The organism is Acinetobacter sp. SWAC5, from assembly GCF_003419885.1.
GTDB classification, from domain to species: Bacteria; Pseudomonadota; Gammaproteobacteria; order Pseudomonadales; family Moraxellaceae; genus Acinetobacter; species Acinetobacter cumulans.
Genome location: NZ_QUWR01000002.1, coordinates 205627 through 222010, shown reverse-complemented (window position 1 = coordinate 222010; position 16384 = coordinate 205627). Strand labels below are relative to the sequence as shown.

Below are 16384 nucleotides of genomic sequence, written 5' to 3'. Positions count from 1 at the left end.
GCCTTATATAAACTTTGGAGTATTGATATGTCTCGACAAATTTTTTGCCGTAAATATCAGGCTGAAATGGAAGGCTTAGACTTTGCACCTTTCCCAGGTGCAAAAGGCCAAGAACTTTTTGACACCGTGTCTAAACAGGCATGGGGCGAATGGTTAAAACACCAAACAACACTGATCAATGAAAAGCGTTTAAATGTGTTTGAACCAGATGCGAAAAAGTTCCTTGAAGAACAGCGCGAAAAATTCTTCAGCAATGATGAATCACTTGAAAAAGCCGAAGGGCTAAAGCCTGAGTAAAAAAGAAAGCACTGCTTTTCTTTTTTACGCAAGACAAGGACGAAGTCCGCGTAGGCTTTAATTCAAAAAGAATCTCCAATTTTGGGGATTCTTTTTTTAATGCTCTAAAAATTACGTAAGACAAGCGAAGCGCGTAGTTTCAAATGTCAAAAAAGGAGTCCGCAAAGGCTCCTTTTTTTTATTTATTAAATTGCTCTACCACAGACCAATACCACAGTGATCAAAGACTTCATCTACCAACGCTTAAAATAAAGCCTGAAATAAAAACAAAATGAACAACAATTATTCATGTACCAGAAATACTTCAAGCACGCGGCTTTGTATCAAAATAATTTAATGTAAACATGCAGATACACAACCCACATAAAACTCAACATTACACTACAAGAAGCCACATGATTCCTATCAGGTGAGTGCCTATAATGGCACTTAAAGATAGAGAGACAGACTCTTTTTCTATAACCACAAATATCCCCGATTTTTATTCCCAGTCTTCCCCCAAAGTCTGGGAATTTTTTTATCTACCATTTGCATAATCTACACTATGCACGATCCAAACAGATCCCTCCAAGAGTGCCCTAAAACAAAAAAGCCCCTCATTGAGGAGCTTTATTTATTTTTAAATCTTATGTTCAATCACGGTTGCTTTAGATACGGCCATGCAGCTTTCAAATAAATAAACATCGACCATAAAGTTAAGATCACAGCCATATACAACAAGCCATAACCCAACATTTCAAGCGGTTGCCAGTTTAATAAAAACACGGTAATCGCAATCATTTGAAAAGCAGTTTTATACTTACCTACCGTAGATACAGCCACACTGGTACGTGCACCTAACTCGGCCATCCACTCACGTAAAGCCGACACGGTAATTTCGCGTGAGATAATCACAATTGCAGCAAAAGCCATGGAAATCGTAGGTTGCCATTGCACCAAAACAATCAGCGCAGCGGCCACCATCAACTTATCTGCAACAGGATCTAGAAAGCGACCAAATGCCGATGTCTGATTCAAAGTACGCGCCAAATAACCATCAAACCAATCGGTTACTGCAGCGACAACAAAAATACCCGTCAACAAAATATGACGCGACATACTTGCATCATGGCCTTCTACGCCCATTGCTGGTGGCCAATACGCTACCGCAAGAAAGACTGGAATTAGCCCAATTCGCGCTAAAGTTAAAATATTTGGAATATTCAGGATTCGACCTGCTGCCATAGACACCGCCAGTGTTTACCCCCGTCATGCACGATGTAAATGCACAATTTTCTGAGGATTTATCCATCATTATTAATAGCGTTCACTTTATACGAAATGCCCAACAGTGTCACTAGGCAAAGACCGTCACCACCTGTCGCGAGATTGCAATCAGACGGCCAGCACTGTCCCAAAGCTGCGCCTGTTCTGTGGCATAACCATGTGCAGCATAGTCTGTAAAGACTTTATATTTCAACCAATCATGCAGATTTGACTGCAATGGATGCACACAGGTCAATTGCCATGTAAGTGAGCTGGCTGGCGCCATAGTCTTAAACATTGGCAACACACCAGGTGGCCACATATCAAACGCAGCCATCAAATCCGCCGTTTGTAATGCTCGATTTTCATGCAATGTAGGATCAAAGCGGAACCAGCCACCAAAGTCTGGCTTCGGGCTTGCAGTACATGGATATTGCCCTTCTGCCCAAATCATTTGCATTTGTTTAAAGCATTCAGGTGCCAGCGGATGATGCTGTGCAATTTGAAGCTGTTCAACTGCAGGATACTCTGGCGCAGGTTCTTCATGATGAACGACTATGCTTGAATCACGTAGCACGCCAAAACTCGCAAGCAAAATTGTTTGTACGGCGTCATCTTGCCATAGACGCACTTCAATGGTGGTCACCGACTTGCCTTGTCGCAAGATTTCTGCGCTTAACTTTACTTTGGCCAATTGCACTGGCCCCACAAAAGTAACACTGGCACTCAATAAGCCTTTGCTTTCATCTGCAATGGTCGCAATGGCTTTATGCATCAGTATACTTGCAACCAATCCACCATAAATGGTCCGTCCCTGTAACCATCCTTCTGGTATATCAACCCATTCAGATTGATCAATTTGTGCGTACATTTGCGTTAACGACATGGGGCATCCTTTCTAAAGCACTTAGTCTGTAATAGTTATGCAAGTTTGAACTGATGTGAATGATCATTGACCCATGCGTCATTGAGCACTTTGGCCAAGACTATGTCATTTCATTTGTTATCTCAGCCATTCAAACAGCAGAATCTAAAGTGCCTCATGCAATATTTTATAAATTGTTCGCGCCATCACATCCCCCAAACCAGGCACCAGTTTTAGATCATTTTCAGAAGCTTTTAACACGCCTTGAATGCCTCCAAAATGCGTGAGCAAGTCACGGCGACGTTTTGGTCCTAAGCCAGGAATTGCCTCAAGTACCGATGAACTCCGTTTTTTATCGCGTTTGGCGCGATGCTTGGTAATCGCAAAACGATGGGCCTCATCACGTACCTGCTGAATTAAATGTAGCGCTTTATGGTCTTCGGGCAATTGAATTTTGGTGCCATCGGTAAAATGCAGGGTTTCTAAGCCGGGCTTACGACCTTCGCCTTTAGAGACACCCACCATAAAAGCATCGAGCTCAAGCTCCTGCATGACTTCCATCGCCATGTGTAATTGCCCTTTACCCCCATCAATCAACAGTAAATCGGGTAACATGGCTTTTTTATAGCGTCGGGTCAGTGCCTGACGCATGGCCGCATAGTCATCGCCTTCAGTAATATCGTTTATAGAAAACTGACGATAATCGCGCTTACGTGCGCCACCTGAATCAAAGACCACACAGGAGGCCACGGTCTCCTCCCCCATGGTATGAGAAATATCAAAACATTCGATGCGATCGATCGGACGCCCTACCACCTGTTCTAACTGATGGAAACGCTCATTGAGCTCAAAATGATTGGCCAGCTTGCCTTTAATCGCATGCTGTACATTCATTTGCGCCAGTTCGAGCCATTCAGCTCGGGTTTCACGTACATTGTGCTTAATATGAATTTTTTGCTCAAATTGCTGTTGTAGTGCCTCTTCCAACTCTTTACGGTTGGCAGGTTCAACACTCACAATCAACTCTGTTGGCACTTCATCTGCCACTTGGAAATAAAAGTTGGCCATAAAATCAGACAGCATTTGCTCCAAATCACCGCCCAACATGTCGGGGAAATAGCTCTTACCGCCCAGCATTTTACCGTTGCGCACATGCATGATCTGCACGCAAGTGACACCAGCATGGTAGGCAATCGCCAATATATCCGCTTCGCCCTTCACTTTATAAATCGCTTGCTGCGACTGCACATCTCGTAGCAAGGCCATACGGTCACGGTAGAACACTGCCTTTTCAAACTCTAGCGCTTCAGCAGCTGTTTCCATTTTTTGAATCAGCTCCTGATTCAGTTCTTTGGTGTCACCTTGCAAGAAACGAATCGAGTTATTGACGTCTTCTTTATAGTCTTCAGGGGAAATTAGGCCTACACATGGCGCAGAACAGCGTTTAATTTGGTATTGCAAACAAGGTCGCTTACGTTGTGAAAAATAGCTATTTTCACACTGGCGCACATTAAATAGTTTCTGCAATACCACCAGCGTATCGCGGGCATTATAAGCACTTGGATAAGGGCCAAAAAACTTGCCTGTTTGATGTTTGCCTTTGCCACGGCCTGAGGCAATACGCGGGTAAGGCTTATCACTGGAAATAAAAATATACACATAGGATTTATCATCACGCAGCATAATGTTATACGGCGGACGATGCAGCTTTATCAGATTTTGCTCGAGTAATAACGCCTCGGTTTCCGAACGAACCACCAGCGTTTCAATATCATAAATCCGTGCGACCAAAGCCTGTGTTTTCGGGTGCTCAATAGTTTTGACAAAGTAGCTCGATACGCGGTTTTTTAAATTTTTAGCCTTACCGACATACAGCAACTCGCCATCTTTACCCAACATACGATACACGCCGGGCAAAGTGGTCATATTGGCTAAAATCGTTTCGATATTTTCACGCGCGTTTTCGTTCACAGGCTGCTTTAGACTTTGAAATATACTTCGATGATGTAGCCTGATGAGGGATTTTTCAAGTACATGCCTGCTGAAGAAAATGAATCTGCTTTTAGCGCCGTTCCTGCAGAATACCGCCAGCAGCTTCATTTTAACGATTATCTGATTGCTAAAAACTATCAGTGCAAAAACTGAAATTTGCTATGCTCCCTTGCATGACTGACCGAAGGATTCTTCCGAATGAGCAATGCCAATCATGTTTTCCATGCTGTGCACCCCACACTATCTACACACAGCTCTTCTGAAAAAAACCGCTTGATTGGCAAACCGCGTTTTCATTTTGAGCCTCAAGTGGTCATGCAAAAGTTGCGCGAACGCATTATTGGGCAGGATGCCGCATTAAATGAAATTGAAAAAATGCTGCATGTGGTTAAAGCGGATTTCTCCAGCCCAGACCGTCCTTTAGCAGTCACCTTAATGCTCGGCCCGACTGGTGTAGGTAAAACCGAAACCGTTCGTCTCATTGCCGAAGCCATTTACGGCCGCCCAGATGCCTTTTGCCGCATTGATATGAACACTTTAGCGCAAGAACATTACGCTGCCGCCCTGACAGGTGCGCCTCCGGGTTATGTCGGCTCTAAAGAAGGCCATAGCCTATTTGATGAAACTGCCATTGCGGGCAGCCATACCCGCCCAGGCATTATGCTGTTTGATGAATTGGAAAAAGCCTCAAATGAAGTGATCCGCGGGCTCATGAACGTACTGGATACAGGCCGTTTAACGCTAACAGCTGGAACAAAAACCATTGATTTTCGTAACTGCATGATCTTTATGACCAGTAATGTGGGTGCTCAAGCCGCACAGCAATATTTAGATAAGCTGAATTTTTTACCTAAAAAAATGCAGGACATTTGCCTCAAACGTGTGCCGACACAAACCATCATTGAAAAAGTCATGCAACGTAAGTTTGATCCAGAATTTTTAAACCGTATTGATCGTAGCTTGCACTATTTACCTGTACAAGATGATGCTTTACCCAAACTGGTCGATATTGAACTGGAAAAATTAAATCTACGCTTACAACATCAAAAACGTCGCGTGAACTTAACAGATGCAGCCAAAGCGCATTTTTATCAAGGGCATGACATTCGTTATGGTGCACGCCATTTAGGACGTAAAATGCGTACAGAGCTTGAGCCTATTTTGGCAGTGTATTTTTTAAATCACCCCGAGCACATGGACTTAACCCTAGATATGCACCAAGGCGTGCTGTGTATAGCAACACAGCAAAACACTTCAAGTAGCTCAGAAGAAACATCTATTCAAGCTTAGCCCCCAAACTGGCTTTAAATAAGGCGATTTTACGTGGCGAGATTAAAATAAATTTTTGCTTGCCCTCTTGAGCATAATCAATACGTAGGCGCTGAAAAGACAATGCAGGTGCAACTGTTGAAAAGTCAGTGTCTTTGACATGCTGTATGCTTTCTAAAGGGATATGCCATGTCAAAAACATGCATTTCACCACCAATTCTTTGGCTTGGAGCTGATAACGTGTACTCCACAAGGGCCACCACAACACCACAATCGTGAGCGCATAAACTGTAGCAAATAACCAATTCTGTTGCAGACTGCCTTTGGCCAACATATTGAGGAGTAACTGTAGCAACAAACCACTCATAGCAATAACAAAGCCCCATACCCACCAATCGACTTTTGAATGAAATGTCTGTGTCTGCATCGTTGAATTCCCCCTTCTTTATTGCATTCTATACAAAAGACAAAATGAAAAAATCAAAATGATGGGAAACTTAAGTGTAGCCCTGAACTTAAAACCCTATGCTGGCGATGTAATTCTCTTTGCCACACTGTCGACAGCATCACAAAAAATGAGCCAATTGACCTTTTTGACTCGACCGACACTGTTTATTCTCTTGAAAAATTAGACTAATTCCTCATATACATAAGCGTGATAAAACTAAAAATATGAGTCGAAACAAAAGTTTCTTCGCATCATGACCTGCTGAATTAAGCCTTAAACACACGGGATGCAAGTTTAAAGACTAAAAAATTTGATGACCCTTGCGTCACGGCTTGATACAACTTGTTATGTTCTTTTTGGATATAGTTATCGTAAGATTGGCGAAGCAGAAATGTGCGCAGGAATGGCGCTCACGCTTCACAACATCAACTTAGAAGTCCTCCAAAATAAAGGAGATCAGGCATGATCCACGCTGGCAATGCCATTACCGTCCAAATGCTTTCGGACGGAATCGCAGAATTCCGCTTTGACTTACAAGGTGAGTCGGTCAACAAATTTAACCGCGCAACGATTGAAGATTTCAAAGCTGCGATTGACGCTGTTAAAGCAAACGCAGACGTTAAAGGTTTAATCGTCACTTCAGGCAAATCAACATTTATTGTTGGTGCTGACATCACTGAGTTTGGTGCAAACTTCGCTCAAGGCGAACAAGCCATTGTGGACTGGGCACTGCCTGTTCACGATATTTTCAATGCATTTGAAGATTTAGACGTTCCTAAAGTTGCTGCTATTAATGGCATGGCTTTAGGTGGCGGTTTTGAAATGTGCCTCGTGTGTGACTACCGTGTCATGTCTGAAGCTGCACAAGTTGGCCTTCCAGAAATCAAACTTGGTATCTACCCTGGTTTTGGTGGTACTGTTCGTTTAAGCCGTGTAATCGGTATCGACAACGCGGTTGAATGGATGGCAATGGCTGCGCCTAAGAAACCTGCTGCTGCGCTTAAAGACGGTGCTGTAGATGCGGTTGTGGCTGCGGACAAACTACAAGACGCTGCAATTGATCTTGTGAAGCAAGCACTTGCTGGCCGTGTAGACTGGAAAGCAAAACGTCAAGAAAAACTTGATCCAGTTAAACTCAACATGCTTGAGCAAATGATGGCATTCAATACAGCAAAAGGTGCTGTACTTGCAAAAGCCAATCCTGCTCAATACCCTGCGCCAAAACTACTTTTAGACTCATTACAAGCAGGTGCAAGCCTTCCACGTAATGAAGCGCTAAAAATTGAAGCGCAAGGCTTTGCTAAAGCCGCTGTTACTCCACAAGCTGGCGCGTTGATTGGTTTATTCATCAACGACCAAGTTGTGAAGAAAACATCGAAAAAATATGAAAAAGGTGCGCACCCTGTAAACCAAGCAGCTGTACTTGGCGCTGGTATCATGGGTGGTGGTATTGCTTACCAAGCGGCAAGCAAAGGCACACCAATCATCATGAAAGACATTGGTAACCCACAACTTGCTTTAGGTATGAAAGAAGCGAATGGCTTGTTAACAAAACAAGTTGAACGCAAGAAAATGAAACCTGCGCAAATGGGTGAAACACTTGCTCGCATTCGTCCTACATTAAGCTATGACGAATTCAAAGAAGTGGACATCGTGATTGAAGCAGTAACGGAAAACCCGAAAGTTAAGGGTATCGTACTTGCTGAAACTGAGAAAAATGTTCGTGAAAACACGATCATTGCTTCTAACACATCTACGATTTCTATCACTCGCTTGGCTGAAAACCTACAACGTCCTGAAAACTTCGTAGGCATGCACTTCTTTAACCCAGTTCACATGATGCCATTGGTAGAAGTGATCCGCGGTGAGAAAACATCAAGCGAGGCAATCGCGACAACTGTGGTTCTTGCTCAAAAAATGGGTAAAACTCCAATCGTTGTAAACGACTGCCCGGGCTTCCTTGTAAACCGTGTATTGTTCCCTTACTTCGGCGCGTTCGACCTTCTGCTTAAAGATGGTGCTGACTTCCAGCAAATCGACAAAGTGATGGAAAAATTCGGCTGGCCAATGGGCCCTGCTTACTTGATGGACGTTGTTGGTATCGACACTGGCGTTCACGGTGCAGAAGTAATGGCTGAAGGCTTCCCTGACCGTATGAAGCCAGACTTCAAAGGTTCAATTCAAACCATGTACGAAGCAAAACGTTTGGGTCAAAAGAACGACGTTGGTTTCTACAAGTACGAACTTGACCGTAAAGGCAAAAAAGCCAAAGTGGTTGATCCAACGGCTTATGAGCTTGTTGCATCTGTTGCAACTGCTGAGAAACGTGAATTTGATGCTCAAGAAATCATTGACCGTATGATGCTTGCTTTCTGTAACGAAACAGTTCGTTGCTTAGAAGACAACATCGTTGCGACTGCAGCTGAAGCTGACATGGCGATGATCATGGGTGTAGGTTTCCCTCCATTCCGTGGTGGCCCAGCACGTTACATCGACCAAACTGGTGTTGCTGAATATGTTGCGCTTTGCGACAAGTATGCTCACCTTGGTAAGGCTTATGAAGCGCCACAAATGTTGCGTGACATGGCTGCTAACAACAAAAAATTCTACGGTTAAGGAGCAACGTGAATGGCTACTTTAAATCCGCGTGACGTTGTCATCGTTGATGGTGTACGTTCAGCAATGGGTAAAACCAAAAACGGTATGTTCCGTAATGTACGTGCAGACAGCTTATCTGCTGAACTTGTACGTGCTTTAGTTGCTCGTAACCAGTTTGATACTAACGAAGTTGAAGACGTGATCTGGGGCTGTGTTAACCAGACGCTTGAACAAGGCATGAACATTGGCCGTAACATTGCGTTATTGGCTGATTTACCACGCACTGTTGCAGGTCAAACGGTTAACCGTCTTTGTGGTTCTTCTATGCAAGCAATCCACACGGCTGCTGCTCAAATTATGACTGGCCAAGGTGATGTATTCATCATTGGTGGTGTTGAGCACATGGGCCACGTGGGCATGATGCACGGTATCGACATTAACCCTGAAGCATCTAAGCACTATGCAAAAGCATCTAACATGATGGGCTTAACGGCTGAAATGTTAGGTCGTATGAACGGCATTACACGTGAAGAACAAGATGCGTTTGGTGTTGAATCACACCGTCGTGCTTGGGCTGCAACACAAGAAGGCCGTTTCAAAAATGAAATCGTGGGCGTTGAAGGTCACGATGCAAATGGCTTCAAACAGCTTTGCGACATCGATGAAGTGATTCGTCCTGATGCCAACCTTGAAGCGTTCCAAGCTTTACGTCCTGTATTTGACCCGAAAGGCGGTTCTGTAACTGCTGCAACATCTTCAGCATTGTCTGATGGTGCTTCTGCAATGTTATTGATGTCTGCTGAACGTGCTCAAGCTTTAGGTCTTAAGCCACGTGCTGTAATTCGCTCTATGGCGGTTGCAGGTTGTGATGCTGCAATCATGGGTTACGGCCCTGTTCCTGCAACGCAAAAAGCGCTGAAACGTGCTGGCTTAAGCATGGCGGACATTCAAACAATCGAGTTGAATGAAGCGTTTGCTGCTCAAGGTCTTTCTGTAATGAAAGGCTTGGGTGTATATGAAAAGCAAGACATCATTAACTTAAATGGTGGCGCGATTGCATTGGGTCACCCATTGGGTTGTTCTGGTGCGCGTATCACAACAACGTTGTTGAACGTTATGGAACAACAAGATACACAAATCGGTCTTGCGACGATGTGTATTGGTCTTGGCCAAGGTATCGCGACAATTATCGAACGTGTTTAATGTTTAGTTAAATACTGAGATAAAAGAAACCCCGCTTAGTGCGGGGTTTTTTGTCCCTTGTTTGTCCCCAAAAATGCGCCGATTAAATATTAGTATTAATTAAAGGAATCACCTGACCACACTTAATTCTGAGAGAAAAATGACAAATTTAGTTGTTAATTGGCACATTACTGAAGCCTGTAACTACAAATGTTTTTATTGTTTTGCAAAATGGCAAAAAAATGAGAATAGAGAAATTATTCATAATAATGAAAAAATCATACAGTTAGTTAAAGAAATATCGCTACTACCAATGATTGTAAATCAAAATAAAGGAACCAACTTTACTGGAATACGTCTTAACTTAGTTGGTGGAGAAACTTTTCTTTATAAGAAAAAAATTCTAGAAATAATTAAAGAAGCAAAAAAATATCATTTTGAATTATCAGCTATTACCAATGGTAGTTTATTAGATGGTGAATTAATAGAAATGATTGGAAATGAATTTTCATCTATTGGATTTAGCATTGACTCACTCAATTCAAATACCAATAAAGAAATAGGTAGAGTTGTAAAAAATACTCCAATGAATATTAATGAAATTCTAAAAAACATCCAACTAATAAGAGTAATAAACCCAAATATAGAAATTAAAATAAACACTGTTATCAATGAATTAAATAAACTAGAAGACTTTAATTTATTTATCAAAAACGCCTCCCCAACTAAATGGAAAATTTTTAAAATGCTCCCAATATTAACCAAAGAAAACTCCATCAACAATGAAGACTTCTATGAGTTTATAAATAGACACAGCAAGTTTAAAAAAATTATTTTTTCAGAAAATAATAATGAAATGACTCACTCTTACTTAATGATTGATCCTCTAGGGCGCTTTTTTCAAAATAATGAACTATCTCATGGTTACGATTACAGCCACAATATTTTACAAATAGGAGGAGAGGCTGCAATAAAGCAAATTAAATTCAATATTCATAAATTTGCTAAGAGATCCAATTTAATCCCTTCTATTTCTCAATAAAGCCAAGTAATAAAAGTAAGAGATTTTTTTAAATCTCTTACTTACTCATGTCTATTCCTAATAAATTTAGTTACCTTTAAATCAAAAATTTTCATTTCCCTATTAGTATTATTCTTTTCCCAAAGCTTATACTCTAAAAAAAAGTTATATTTTTTAAAGATATCCTCTTTGTTTAATGAAACTGCACCAGCTTTTGCACGTTGCACTTCTTTTTTTAATTTTTCATAAAAAGAATTATCACCATTAGAAAATTCATCGCTAAACATCTTTAATTTTCCGTCATAGCACATGTCTAATAAATCTAAAAATCTTAATATATGTTCATTCTGTTGATTTTCTTTTAACGACATTCTTTATTGCTCTCATTCACAATAGCGTCACGTAACCTTCCTGATTTAGGATAATCCGTCCTTTCAACAATATATGTCACAAGGCATGTACATATTTTAGCAATTTTTTCAGAAGACCAGTTTTGCTTTAATTGTGAGTAATTGGCTTTACAATTTCTGTCAAAAGCTTCAATTTGCCAATCTGACCAACTCGTATTTAATTCTGAATAAATAATCTCAGTAGGCTTGAGTTTCTCATGTATTTGATTAATACCTAACCCACCTACAACTCCGACAAAAATTGAAATGACTAAAAGAGGTATTATTTTCGAACCCTTTTTTTCCTTATTAATAACCAATAAGTCATTCCCACAAGTTCCGCACTTATAAATACCTTGGCGACCAATTTCAACAACCCTATTTGTTGAATTGCATTTGCTACAGACTAAATAACCGTTTGTTTCTATCTCACTCATTGAAGCAGTTTCTTATATAAATTATAGTCAACCATTTTAAATACTTTACCATTACAAATCAAAAAGATAAATAACACTTAAAACACAAATAAAGATTAATAAATCGACTACTCATAAAGGTCAAAAATACTAATCAACTTACTTTTCATCTTCATTGACTTTAAGTCATGTACAAAAAAACCCGCTTAACGCGGGCCTTTTATGTCTTTAATCCACCACAAAACTAATCTTTAAATTGACTCGATACTCGCTAATTTTATTGTCCTTCACCACAACCTTTTGCTCATTAATCCAAGCACCTTGAATATTTTTTACCGTTTCAGAGACCTTGGTAATTCCCGATTGAATCGCATCCTCAAAACTTTTGGTGCTACTCGAGTTCACTTCTATAACTTTTGCAATACTCATGTCATCCATACTCGTTTTATTATTGGAGTACTCATCCTAAGCGCTGATTTTAAGGAGCGGAATACCGCTTAATCATTCTGCATCAGAATGCCACGGATCATGCACATTTTTTAATGTTTAGTTTCTATACAAATTTCAAAATTAAGCGTTGCCCATATTCAACACGCTATGACCAATCATTTTTCTACTCTATAACATTCAACATCAGCCAAAACAATTTTATAATTCACGCCAAAATACCTCACTATAAATATACAGTCTTTCAAATGTTATTCGTTTGTAATTTTAGTATCTTTTTCATACACTTATAAAAACTTATACCCCAAGTCATTTCAACAAAGCGTAAGATTCCACAGCCTTTGCTCCTTTAAGGCTTTTTTTGTTGGGAAATGATCATGAACTTTATTAAAACTACGCTTATTACAGCAATTATCGCAACATCTGCATCAGCTATGGCTGCTGAACAAGGCTTTCTTGCTACAGCTAAAGCAGATGCAATCAAAACTGCGACTGCTGTAAAAACCAATACTGTTGCAGCCAAAGATGCGACTGTTAAGTCTGTTGTTGCAGCTAAAGACGCAACTGTTAAAACAACTGTAGCAGCCAAAGATGCAACCGTAGCTAAAGCTGTAGCGACTAAAGAAGCGACTGTTAATAATGCCGTTGTAAAAAAAGAAGCTGCCGTAGCTAAAGCAACAGCAACAGCAACAAAAGAAACTGCAGTAGCGCAAAAAGAAGCTGCGGTAGCTCAAGCAGTTGCAAACAAAGATGCAAAAGTGAATGCTGCTGTTGCAACTAAAGAAGCAACTGTTGCTAAAGCAACAGAAATCAAAAATGCTGCAGAAAAACCAGCAGAAACAGCAAAAGCTGAAGCGAAAAAAGAATGTGCAAAAAAATGCGCAGAGAAAAAAGCAAAAGCACAAACTGAAGAGAAAAAAGGTTTCTTCTCTTGGTTTAAAAAATAAGTCATTGTTGCTTATTGCTTAGTTAGAGCAAAAAAGGATGCCTCTCATAGCATCCTTTTTTTTGAGTTCAATCATTGAAAAATGACTGACCCTATTCATCGTAATATTTGAATGACAGTACACCAAGATCCTACCGCTTATAGACTATTTTCAAGTTCTACACGATTGGCATGACTCACTTGTTTCATTTGCTGATTCAAGGCCAACATCTCTTTATACAGTGCATTAAATTGCTTTAACGGCGCATCTTCATAAAACATAAACAGTTTATTTTTCTTTTCCCAACGATTATTTTTGAGCACTGCAAAAATTTGGTCTGCTTTGGCTAAACTTTGCTGTTCCAGTGAAAATAACGCAGATGCATCATCATTTATTTGGCTTTCTCTTAAGCTTTGCGCCAGTTGATGGCTATGAAGACTGCTGACGGCCAATTGTTTGGCTTGCTCTAAACGATGTTGCTCCATCTCCTTGGTTTGCTCAGCATAAGCATCAACCACGGCATAAACTTGTTGTAGCATTTTTTCTGTTTCTACATACTGCTGTTTTTTATCTCGGCTCAGGCGGTCGATATCTAAAAAATGATCCCAATTTAAGGCTTTTAACTCGCGTATATAACGATTTCGCGCCTCTGCTGTTTCAATCATTTGATTCAGCACAAAACTCGCCATAATTTGATAATCACCCGAAAGGCGTGCATCAGAAGTATCAACTTGAATAGGCATATCCACCTGTCGGGCTGCCGTTAAAATCTGTTCGGTTTTATCTAAGAGCACTGCTTGGTAGGCTTGCAAATTTTGCTCATCTTGTTTTTGCGCATAATATTGATAAAACAATCCACCAAAAATCAGCACTGTAGCAAAGCTTAAAATAAGCGGAATACGTGACATAAAAAGCTCCGAATACTCTGAACTCAGCCACTTTGAATTTAAAATAAATTCTTTAATTTAATGTGTATAAATCAGATGGTTCTATCTTATTTTGCTTTTGAATTTAAAATATGTACGCTTTGTTTTGCTTCAGTTTAATTTTAAATTCAAAGTTTTATCAACAACCTTACTTTTAAATTCATTTAAAAATAACGACCTCTGCTTAGTTTTAAATTCAAACCTTATTGGCACTTAATATTGAGGATGCTGGATTGGCATCTTACTCATCTTAAGCATGGACGCACTGAATTCATTTTAAAATTTCGCCCAATAATTTCACCTAATGTAGTCATCAATCCATTTGCATTTAAAGTAAAGTGATGTGCGACCTTATGCACACCACTTGTAGCTGATGACTGATGCCTACAGATTTTTGGCAAGCAAACTTAAGGTAATGTCCGCTCTAATATGCCTAAATTGAGTTGCTCACGGCCCATTTGTACATTGGTGGCATTACGGTCAATGCCAAAAGGCTGAAGCATAATATAAAGGCCATTGCGTGGGTCTGATGATTTCAAGCCTTCTGCAATATTTAAAATATGTTGCTGCATCACAAGGGAAACACCCGAAAAATTAGGCGCTGGCTCTGGTGCCTTCACATCAAGGTTTTGAATCACTGTTGGATCCGCCGCATAGTTTTGCATATTACGCTCCAACTTCATTACCTCTTGTTGCAGTGCTTTACGTTTTGCAGGTTCTTCTTGCGCAGGCTCAACCACGGTTTCATTGCGTAACTCACGGTCAGCCATGACTGTTAATACTGGCAAACGTACAGTTTCACTGGCTTCATCTTTCACTGGTGGTGCTGCAAAAGCATGTGCCGTACATAAGCTTAGTACCGCACCTGTCATTAAAATATAGTGTTTTGGAAGATTCATAAGACAATTCTCAAATTTTAAATTCAAAGATTTAATTTCTTCAAACCATCTTAAAATTGTACAATAAATCATCTTATTTTCTATGAAACTCAGATAAACGGCTGCAGTTACAGCAATGTAGCCGACTTAAGCAAAACGCGAAAATTCTTGAATTCAATACTTTATTTTATCTATTGGGTTGTCTCTATGCGAACCCCCAGACAGCTACAAAATGCGATTGCAGCCTTTGATTGATGTCCACCTAAATTAAAGGGCTCATCAAAAGCACATCGTCTTATTTTCCAATCCGTAGCAGTACAGGAAACGTAACCTCATAGTGCTGTGCAGGTGCTTGCTGAAAAAAATCAGCCATCTCTAGCAAAGGATTTAGTCCTGTTGACTGTACATAATGCTTTAGACCCGACCAAGTTTGGAAATAGTCCAACAATTGTTGGCCTGTCCAATTGTAATTGAGCTGTAGTGTGGGTGCAGGCTGCTCTGCAAAAGGAAATGGAATACTTTGATAGCATTCATCTATATAACGCCGTTCTGCATCCCAATAGCCATGAAGGGTACGGTTATAAAGCTGTTGAATCAGATGGTTGAGCCGCTCATTTGAGGCCTCTATCAACGCATAGCCTATGACCGCTAAACAGCCATGCGGTTTGAGTACGCGTTTTACTTCTGCATAAAAAGTATCAAAATCAAACCAGTGAATCGCCTGTGCAACCGTGACTAAATCCACGCTTTGCTCAGCGAGGCCAGATGCTTCGGCACTGGCTTGCAAATAGCGCACATTGGCCAATTGCGGTGCCTGTGCCAGTTGTGCTGCACTCAAATCAGTAGCTAACACCTGCTGAAAATACGGCGCTAAGTAACGACTAAACTGCCCCGAACCCGCACCACAATCCCATGCCAAAGCATGCTCAGGCACATACTGCATAATATGCTCAATAATTTCAGCAGAATAGCTAGGACGTGCCTGCCGATACAGCTGACTATTCTCGGAAAATAAATCCTTCATCTTTTATCTCTCAACTTATCCCTCGATGATGCATAGCTTAAATTTAGCCCGATGGTGCCCTAACCTGTGACTGATCATGCACAATCTTTAGACAGCCTAAAGTATGGTGACATATTCCAGAATAGCGAAAAGCCTAACAACGTAAATTTTAAAATATACATCAAACACGAATGTCTTCGTCGCGTATCAACAACATGAAATATCGTCTTTGAAGGTCGGATGGCAGAAGAAATCAAAATGATAGACAAAAAAAAAGCCCCAAACAATGTTTGAGGCTTTTTTGAATATGGTGGCGAGACCCAGGATCGAACTGGGGACACACGGATTTTCAATCCGTTGCTCTACCTACTGAGCTATCACGCCGATGCGGTGTATTAAGCCGTATCTGATCATATTAGTCAATCAAAATTATGATTATTTTTTCTGAGTGAATAAATTTTAGGCAAAAAAAATCCTTGATG

Annotated in this window: 16 protein-coding genes and 1 tRNA gene; 6 read left to right on the top strand and 11 right to left on the bottom strand. The window is 40.6% G+C overall.

The features are described 5' to 3' along the window. The first annotated feature begins 27 nt into the window (after nt 1-27). The gene (locus DYI81_RS02700; RefSeq protein ID WP_117006631.1) at nt 28-297 is read left to right on the top strand and encodes an oxidative damage protection protein; all 270 of its coding nucleotides are present in this window, start codon (nt 28-30) and stop codon (nt 295-297) included. 636 nt (nt 298-933) lie between these two features. On the opposite strand, the gene pgsA is transcribed toward DYI81_RS02700, so the two are convergent. The 3 genes from pgsA to uvrC form a co-directional block, all read right to left on the bottom strand. Then, complete coding sequence (gene pgsA, locus DYI81_RS02695; protein ID WP_106984277.1) at nt 934-1521, bottom strand: CDP-diacylglycerol--glycerol-3-phosphate 3-phosphatidyltransferase; 588 nt, start codon at nt 1519-1521, stop codon at nt 934-936. A 112-nt stretch (nt 1522-1633) separates the two neighbouring features. Next, nucleotides 1634-2428, bottom strand: a complete 795-nt coding sequence (locus DYI81_RS02690; RefSeq protein ID WP_117006630.1) for a thioesterase family protein — start codon at nt 2426-2428, stop codon at nt 1634-1636. A 144-nt stretch (nt 2429-2572) separates the two neighbouring features. After that, on the bottom strand, nt 2573-4378 hold the full coding sequence (gene uvrC / locus DYI81_RS02685; protein WP_117006629.1) for an excinuclease ABC subunit UvrC: 1806 nt from the start codon (nt 4376-4378) through the stop codon (nt 2573-2575). Nucleotides 4379-4597: 219 nt separating this feature from the next. Here uvrC and DYI81_RS02680 point away from each other — a divergent pair, with 219 nt between their 5' ends. Then, nucleotides 4598-5689 (top strand): AAA family ATPase, encoded by a 1092-nt coding sequence (locus DYI81_RS02680; protein WP_117006628.1) that lies wholly within the window; start codon nt 4598-4600, stop codon nt 5687-5689. Here the strand turns inward: DYI81_RS02680 and DYI81_RS02675 are convergent. After that, nucleotides 5676-6095 (bottom strand): PH domain-containing protein, encoded by a 420-nt coding sequence (locus DYI81_RS02675; RefSeq protein WP_106984273.1) that lies wholly within the window; start codon nt 6093-6095, stop codon nt 5676-5678. The genes DYI81_RS02680 and DYI81_RS02675 overlap by 14 nt on opposite strands. A gap of 483 nt (nt 6096-6578) precedes the next feature. Here DYI81_RS02675 and fadB point away from each other — a divergent pair, with 483 nt between their 5' ends. The 3 genes from fadB to DYI81_RS02660 all read left to right on the top strand — a co-directional run bounded on the left by fadB (nt 6579) and on the right by DYI81_RS02660 (nt 10938). After that, complete coding sequence (gene fadB / locus DYI81_RS02670; protein WP_117006627.1) at nt 6579-8732, top strand: fatty acid oxidation complex subunit alpha FadB; 2154 nt, start codon at nt 6579-6581, stop codon at nt 8730-8732. A 12-nt stretch (nt 8733-8744) separates the two neighbouring features. Beyond that, complete coding sequence (gene fadA, locus DYI81_RS02665; protein ID WP_106984271.1) at nt 8745-9917, top strand: acetyl-CoA C-acyltransferase FadA; 1173 nt, start codon at nt 8745-8747, stop codon at nt 9915-9917. Nucleotides 9918-10056: 139 nt separating this feature from the next. Beyond that, nucleotides 10057-10938: a viperin family antiviral radical SAM protein gene (locus DYI81_RS02660; protein WP_117006626.1), complete on the top strand. Its 882-nt coding sequence runs from the start codon at nt 10057-10059 to the stop codon at nt 10936-10938. Nucleotides 10939-10979: 41 nt separating this feature from the next. Here the strand turns inward: DYI81_RS02660 and DYI81_RS02655 are convergent, their stop codons facing one another. The 3 genes from DYI81_RS02655 to DYI81_RS02645 form a co-directional block, all read right to left on the bottom strand. Then, nucleotides 10980-11288: a hypothetical protein gene (locus DYI81_RS02655; RefSeq protein ID WP_106984269.1), complete on the bottom strand. Its 309-nt coding sequence runs from the start codon at nt 11286-11288 to the stop codon at nt 10980-10982. After that, nucleotides 11279-11743 (bottom strand): hypothetical protein, encoded by a 465-nt coding sequence (locus tag DYI81_RS02650; protein WP_106984268.1) that lies wholly within the window; start codon nt 11741-11743, stop codon nt 11279-11281. The genes DYI81_RS02655 and DYI81_RS02650 overlap by 10 nt, the downstream gene beginning before the upstream one ends. A 207-nt stretch (nt 11744-11950) precedes the next feature. Continuing rightward, nucleotides 11951-12151, bottom strand: coding sequence for a dodecin family protein (locus DYI81_RS02645; RefSeq protein WP_106984307.1), 201 nt, complete (start codon nt 12149-12151; stop codon nt 11951-11953). Nucleotides 12152-12546: 395 nt separating this feature from the next. Here DYI81_RS02645 and DYI81_RS02640 point away from each other — a divergent pair, with 395 nt between their 5' ends. Further along, nucleotides 12547-13116, top strand: a complete 570-nt coding sequence (locus tag DYI81_RS02640) for a hypothetical protein (protein WP_117006625.1) — start codon at nt 12547-12549, stop codon at nt 13114-13116. A gap of 137 nt (nt 13117-13253) precedes the next feature. Here DYI81_RS02640 and DYI81_RS02635 read toward each other — a convergent pair whose 3' ends face one another. From DYI81_RS02635 to DYI81_RS02620, 4 genes are all read right to left on the bottom strand, one after another. Continuing rightward, nucleotides 13254-14003, bottom strand: coding sequence for a hypothetical protein (locus DYI81_RS02635; RefSeq protein ID WP_117006624.1), 750 nt, complete (start codon nt 14001-14003; stop codon nt 13254-13256). Nucleotides 14004-14428: 425 nt separating this feature from the next. Continuing rightward, nucleotides 14429-14920 carry a hypothetical protein gene (locus DYI81_RS02630; RefSeq protein WP_171356296.1) on the bottom strand — a complete coding sequence of 164 codons (492 nt, stop codon included), beginning with the start codon at nt 14918-14920 and terminating at the stop codon, nt 14429-14431. Nucleotides 14921-15194: 274 nt separating this feature from the next. Next, nucleotides 15195-15923 (bottom strand): class I SAM-dependent methyltransferase, encoded by a 729-nt coding sequence (locus tag DYI81_RS02625; RefSeq protein ID WP_117006623.1) that lies wholly within the window; start codon nt 15921-15923, stop codon nt 15195-15197. A 287-nt stretch (nt 15924-16210) separates the two neighbouring features. Beyond that, nucleotides 16211-16286: transfer RNA gene (locus tag DYI81_RS02620), tRNA-Phe, on the bottom strand. Nucleotides 16287-16384 lie beyond the last annotated feature (98 nt).

Bases quoted from the DNA above. Each gene is read 5' to 3' on its own strand.
- DYI81_RS02700 (WP_117006631.1), top strand. From the start codon at position 28: ATGTCTCGACAAATTTTTTGCCGTAAATATCAGGCTGAAATGGAAGGC.
- pgsA (WP_106984277.1), bottom strand. From the start codon at position 1,521: ATGGCAGCAGGTCGAATCCTGAATATTCCAAATATTTTAACTTTAGCG.
- DYI81_RS02690 (WP_117006630.1), bottom strand. From the start codon at position 2,428: ATGTCGTTAACGCAAATGTACGCACAAATTGATCAATCTGAATGGGTT.
- DYI81_RS02680 (WP_117006628.1), top strand. From the start codon at position 4,598: ATGAGCAATGCCAATCATGTTTTCCATGCTGTGCACCCCACACTATCT.
- DYI81_RS02675 (WP_106984273.1), bottom strand. From the start codon at position 6,095: ATGCAGACACAGACATTTCATTCAAAAGTCGATTGGTGGGTATGGGGC.
- fadB (WP_117006627.1), top strand. From the start codon at position 6,579: ATGATCCACGCTGGCAATGCCATTACCGTCCAAATGCTTTCGGACGGA.
- fadA (WP_106984271.1), top strand. From the start codon at position 8,745: ATGGCTACTTTAAATCCGCGTGACGTTGTCATCGTTGATGGTGTACGT.
- DYI81_RS02660 (WP_117006626.1), top strand. From the start codon at position 10,057: ATGACAAATTTAGTTGTTAATTGGCACATTACTGAAGCCTGTAACTAC.
- DYI81_RS02655 (WP_106984269.1), bottom strand. From the start codon at position 11,288: ATGTCGTTAAAAGAAAATCAACAGAATGAACATATATTAAGATTTTTA.
- DYI81_RS02650 (WP_106984268.1), bottom strand. From the start codon at position 11,743: ATGAGTGAGATAGAAACAAACGGTTATTTAGTCTGTAGCAAATGCAAT.
- DYI81_RS02645 (WP_106984307.1), bottom strand. From the start codon at position 12,151: ATGAGTATTGCAAAAGTTATAGAAGTGAACTCGAGTAGCACCAAAAGT.
- DYI81_RS02640 (WP_117006625.1), top strand. From the start codon at position 12,547: ATGAACTTTATTAAAACTACGCTTATTACAGCAATTATCGCAACATCT.
- DYI81_RS02635 (WP_117006624.1), bottom strand. From the start codon at position 14,003: ATGTCACGTATTCCGCTTATTTTAAGCTTTGCTACAGTGCTGATTTTT.
- DYI81_RS02630 (WP_171356296.1), bottom strand. From the start codon at position 14,920: ATGAATCTTCCAAAACACTATATTTTAATGACAGGTGCGGTACTAAGC.
- DYI81_RS02625 (WP_117006623.1), bottom strand. From the start codon at position 15,923: ATGAAGGATTTATTTTCCGAGAATAGTCAGCTGTATCGGCAGGCACGT.